General features: G+C 72.7%; 4 protein-coding genes. 2 read left to right on the top strand and 2 right to left on the bottom strand.

All coding sequences use genetic code 11. The annotated features are described in order from the left end of the window. Positions 1-560 (top strand): hypothetical protein (locus HUX53_RS27705; RefSeq protein ID WP_176406160.1); only part of this gene is annotated, 560 nt, incomplete at its 5' end. Here HUX53_RS27705 and HUX53_RS27700 read toward each other — a convergent pair. Both HUX53_RS27700 and HUX53_RS42680 read right to left on the bottom strand, forming a co-directional pair. After that, positions 557-1,384, bottom strand: coding sequence for a YceI family protein (locus tag HUX53_RS27700; protein WP_176406159.1), 828 nt, complete (start codon positions 1,382-1,384; stop codon positions 557-559). The two genes, HUX53_RS27705 and HUX53_RS27700, sit on opposite strands and share 4 nt — an antisense overlap. A 51-nt stretch (positions 1,385-1,435) precedes the next feature. Beyond that, positions 1,436-3,988, bottom strand: coding sequence for an MFS transporter (locus HUX53_RS42680; RefSeq protein WP_176406158.1), 2,553 nt, complete (start codon positions 3,986-3,988; stop codon positions 1,436-1,438). A 119-nt stretch (positions 3,989-4,107) separates the two neighbouring features. On the opposite strand from HUX53_RS42680, the gene HUX53_RS27690 reads away from it, so the two are divergent. Further along, the gene (locus HUX53_RS27690; protein WP_176406157.1) at positions 4,108-4,749 is read left to right on the top strand and encodes a TetR/AcrR family transcriptional regulator; all 642 of its coding nucleotides are present in this window, start codon (positions 4,108-4,110) and stop codon (positions 4,747-4,749) included. Positions 4,750-5,006 lie beyond the last annotated feature (257 nt).

The following is a 5,006-nucleotide window of genomic DNA, read 5'->3' as shown; positions in this document are numbered from 1 at the left end:
CGGCGCAGCGGGCGCAGCGGGCGCCGGCGGCGCCGGTCGGGGCGGCCGACCAGCACCGGTCCGCGCTGCTGGCCATGGTGCTGACACTGGGGCTGCTGATCGCGGCCGTCGCGGTGACGGGCGCGCTGATCGCGTCCTCGATGCGGACCCGGCCGGTGGCGCTGGCGGCGCCGCTGCACATCTACCCGGTGGCCCAGGCGACGCCGGGGCCGTGCCCGGCCGGGACGAAGGGGCTCACCGGGCAGGCGTCGACCGGCCCGACGTGCTACCACCTCACGCAGGGCATCGCGATCCACAAGGTCGCCGACCTGCGGGTGCAGAAGTCGCGGGTGAAGCCGGGCGGGTACGACGTGGCGGTGACGCTGCGGCCGGTCGACCGGCAGGCGTTCGCCGACCTGACGCGCGCGACGGTCGGGCGGGACCTCGCGTTCGTCGTCCGCGACAAGCTCGTCACCCTGCCCCGCGTCGACATGGCGATCACGGACGGGAAGGTCGTGGTGACGGGGTCGCCGGACAAGGCGGCGGCGAAGAAGCTCGTCCGTGAGCTGAAGGGGCGTTAGGCCGCGGGGAGTTCCTCGCCCTGGACGGCCTGGATCTCCAGTTCGACCCGCAGGCTCTCGCCGACCAGCGCGACGCCCGCCTCCAGAATCTGGTTGAAGCGGATGCCGAAGTCGGCGCGGCGCAGCTCGGCGGTGGCGCGGAACGCCGCGCGGAGGCCGCCCCACGGGTCGGAGCCGCCGCCGAGGTAGGTCATGTCGAGGTCGACCGGCTGCGTGATCCCGTTCAGGGTGAGGCGGCCGTGGACGGTCCAGCGGTCGGGCCCGGCGACGGTCAGCCCCTCGCCCTCGTAGGTGATGACCGGGTGGACGTCGGCGTTCATGAAGTCGGCCGAGCGCAGGTGGTCGTCGCGCGTCTTGTTGCCGGTGTCGATGGACGCGGCCTCGATGCGGGCCGTCACCCGTGACTGCTCGACGGGTTCGGCGACCTCGATGCGTCCTTCGAAGGCGGCGAACCGGCCGCGGACGCTGGACAGGCCGAGGTGCTGCGCGACGGCGCCGACGGTGGAGTGCGCCGGGTCGATCGTCCACGGGCCGGGCGCCGGCAGTTCGGTGCCGCCGGCGCGGCCCAGCACGATCTTGCCGATGTCGGCGGTGCCGGACGTGGAGACGATGAGGGTGGCGGCGGCCGGCTGGAAGCCCGTCGCCGTCACGATCACCGTGTACGTCCCGGCGGGCAGCGGGCCGGCGGCGAGCACGCCGTCCTCCCCGGTCCGCTCCCGCGCCACCTGGTTCCCGGCCAGGTCCGTCACGGTGACGATGGCGTGCCGCACCGCCCAGCCGTCCTTCGTCCGCACTGTGCCGCGCAGACCTCGTTCAGCGTCCATCAACGACCTTCGTTTCGGGGGCCGCCGCCGGACGGCCCGGGATCGCGTCCGTCATTCGCCGGGGTAGCCGAGCGTCACGTCGTGCTCGTCCAACCCGTTGCCCGAAAGCGACAGACCGGTGGCGACCGGAGGATATCCGGACGCGATCACGGTGTACTGTCCGCCGGTCAGGTCGGTGAACGCGTACTCGCCGTCCGGTCCGGTGATCACCATCGCGACGACGTTGCCGGCGGCGTCGACCAGCGTGACCCGCGCGTCCCCGATCGGTTCGCCGGAATCGTCGCGGACCGTCCCGCGGATGCGGGCGCCGGGCGGCATCTCCACGTCCTGCCGGGTCTGCCCGTTGCCGACCACGTCCACCGGGAGCGCGACCGGGCGGTGCGCGGCGGCGGACACGGCGAGCGTGTACGCGCCGGACGTGATGTCCCTGAACAGGTACGTCCCGTCGCCCTCGGTGCGGGCGGTGCCGACGACGTCGCCGCGCACGTCGGTGACGACGACCATCGCGTTCGCGATCGGGGCGCCGTCGCCGCCGCGGACCGTCCCGGCGAGGCCGCCGTTGCCCGCGAGCAGCAGGTCGAAGTCGACCGGCTTGTCGCCGACGACCAGCGTCGCGGCCTGCGGCTCGTGCCCGCCGGTCGCGGCGATCAGCACGTAGCTGCCGGGGCCGGGGGTGGGCAGCGCGTACCGGCCGTCCTCCTGGGTGATCGCGCGGGCGAGTTGGTGCCCGTCCACGCCGATCAGGGTCAGCGCGGCGGACGCGACGGGCGTGCCGTCGCCGGTCCGCACGATGCCGCGGACGGGAACGCCGCCGTCCTGCCCGTTCTGTCCGTTCTGCTGGGCGAGGAGCTGCGCCTGCACCGCCAGGTCGGACGCGGGTGCGGGCGGGGCCACCGTGGCGATGGGGGCATGGCCGTTCTCGCTCGCGTGCCGCCCGGCACCGACGGCGCCGACCGCGCCGGTCCGCGCGACGGACGGCGGACGGACGACGCCGTCCTCGCCCGGCGCGTCCTCTGCCGGAACCGGAGGCTTCTCGGCCGGCTTGCCGCGGCCCGCCGAACCGCGCAGCGGCAGTTCCTTCAGCGCGAGGACCGCGAGGAACCCGATGATCGCGACCGGGACGCCGACCAGGAAGACGGCCTCCATCGCCTTGGTGAACGCCTCCGTGATGATCCCGTGCACCGGCTCGGGCAGCTTCTGGATCTCCTCCGGCGAGCCGAGGCTGCCGGAGGTGCCGGACGGCATCGGGAGGCCGGCGGCCGCGAAGCCCGCCGCGATCTCGTCCGCCACCCGGTTGGTGAGGATCGCGCCGAACGCGGCGACGCCCATCGCGCCGCCGAGGTTGCGGAAGAACGAGACGCCGGACGTGGTCGAGGCGAGGTCGGCGGGCGCGGCGGCGTTCTGCGCGGCCAGGATCAGGATCTGCAGCGTCAGGCCCATCCCGATGCCGAGGACGGCGAGGTCTGTGCCGATCACCAGGTTCGAGGAGCCGGTGTGCAGCCGCGACAGCAGGAACATCGCGCCCGCGACGCACGCCAGGCCGATCACCGGGAAGAACTTGTAGCGCCCGGTCCGGGTCACGATCTGCCCGGAGCCGGTCGAGGTGATCAGCATGCCGAGGACGAGCGGCAGCGTCATCAGGCCGGACGCGGTGGGGCTCATCCCCTTGACGATCTGCAGGTACTGCGGCATGTAGATCATCGCGCCGAACATCGCCATGCCGACGCAGATGGAGATGAACGACGTCAGCAGGAACATCCGGTTGCGGAACAGCCGGGGCGGCAGGATCGGGTCGTGCGCGACGCGCTCGGCGACGACGGCCAGCACGACCAGGACGGCGGCGGCGCCGAGCAGGATGTAGGTCCACTGGGAGTTCCACGCGAACTCCGTGCCGCCCATGGACAGCACCAGCATCAGCAGCGCGGCGCTGCCGGTGATGGTGAACGCGCCGAACACGTCCAGCCGGGTGTCGCGCTTCACCTTCGGCAGCTTCAGCACCTTCTGGATGACCAGGAACGCGATGACCGCGAGCGGGACGCACACGTAGAAGCACCAGCGCCAGCCGAGGCCGTCGGCGTCCACGATGAACCCGCCGAGCAGCGGGCCGGCGACCGTCGCGACGCCGAACACCGCCCCCATGTAGCCGGCGTACCGGCCGCGCTGGCGGGGCTCGACGACGTCCCCGAGGATGACCTGGGCGAGCGCGGACAGGCCGCCGACGCCGAGGCCCTGGACCGCGCGGGCCACGATGAGCTGGCCGATGTTCTGCGACAGCCCGGCGCCCACCGAGGCGAGCACGAAGATCAGCAGGGCGGTCTGGAACATCAGCTTGCGCCCGGCGATGTCCGACAGCTTGCCCCACAGCGGGGTGGACGCGGTCATCGTCAGCAGTGTCGCGCTCGCGACCCAGGACAGCTTGTCCTGGCCGCCGAGGTCGCCGACGATCGTCGGCAGCGCCGTGGCGACGACCGACGTCGAGATCATCGACGTGAGCATCGCCATCATGAGCCCGGCGAGGATCTCCAGGATCTGGCGGTGCGTGTACTGCGGTCTCGCCGGCTCGGACGCCGCCGGGCCGTGCGACGTCACGCTGGTCTGTGCCACCCTGCCCCCATGCCTACGGGTATTTACCTGTGCCGTGCATGTATCCTAGGTAGACGCTTGTTTACTTGCAACTCGTTGGATACTGAACACTGACCGTTACCGACAGGCCAGGGATGGGGATGCGGGTCGAGGGCGAGCGCACGGCGCTTTCCGGCACGGGCGGGGACAGGCCGGCGCGGGACGGGGGGCGGCGGCCGCGGCGGGACCGGGAGGCCACCGAGCGCCGCATCCTGGAGGCCGCCCGCGACCTGTTCGGCGAGCACGGCTACGACGGCGTCACCGTCCGCGAGATCGCGGCGCTGGCCGAGGCGAACGTCGCCCTGGTCAACCGGTACTTCGGCTCGAAGGCGGCGCTGTTCGGCGAGGTGCTGACCGGCGAGTCGGTGATCCGCGGCGTGATCGCGGGCGACCCGGAGGGGCTGCCGCGCCGGCTCGCCGAGCACTTCGTCCGGCAGATCGACCGGCGTCCGGTGACCGCCATGTCCCGGATCCTCGACCGGTCGGCGGGCCACCCCGAGGTCAAGGAGATCCTGCTCCGCTACCTGGAGGACGTGATCGTCCAGCCGATCATCGCGCAGCTGGACGGGCCGGACGCCCGCGCCCGCGCGCTGCTCGCGTCCACGATCATCATGGGCGGCGGGCCCGTCCGGCGGCTGTTCGGGCTGGCGGACCTGCGCGCCGCCGACCCGGACGAGGTCATCGACCGGCTCACCGCCATGTTCACCGCCGCGCTCGCGCCTCCCGTACGCCACCGGGCGTAGCGGGGATCGGCCGCAGGGCGGAGCTTCGGCTTGGCGCGCCGCACATAGGGTGCTGACCATGAGGCTGGGGGGCGCTCTCCGGGCGCGGTGGGGCAGGACGGGACGGGCCGCGCGCTGGACGGCGGCCGGCGCGGCGGTCGCGCTGGCCCTGGCGCTTATACACATCTGACGCTGCCGACGACGAGGGTAGTGGTGGACTCGGAGGTGTCCGACTCCTCAAAGACTGAAAGAAGCGATACCATCCTACTAACAACAGA

The sequence above is a fragment of the Actinomadura sp. BRA 177 genome, assembly GCF_013372625.1.
Classification (GTDB): Bacteria; Actinomycetota; Actinomycetes; order Streptosporangiales; family Streptosporangiaceae; genus Spirillospora.
The sequence above is the reverse complement of the archived record's forward strand: the minus strand, read 5'-3'. Positions and strand labels throughout refer to the sequence as shown.

Excerpts from the sequence above, each read along its gene's own strand:
- HUX53_RS27700 (WP_176406159.1), bottom strand. The coding sequence starts at position 1,384 with ATGGACGCTGAACGAGGTCTGCGCGGCACAGTGCGGACGAAGGACGGC.
- HUX53_RS27690 (WP_176406157.1), top strand. The coding sequence starts at position 4,108 with ATGCGGGTCGAGGGCGAGCGCACGGCGCTTTCCGGCACGGGCGGGGAC.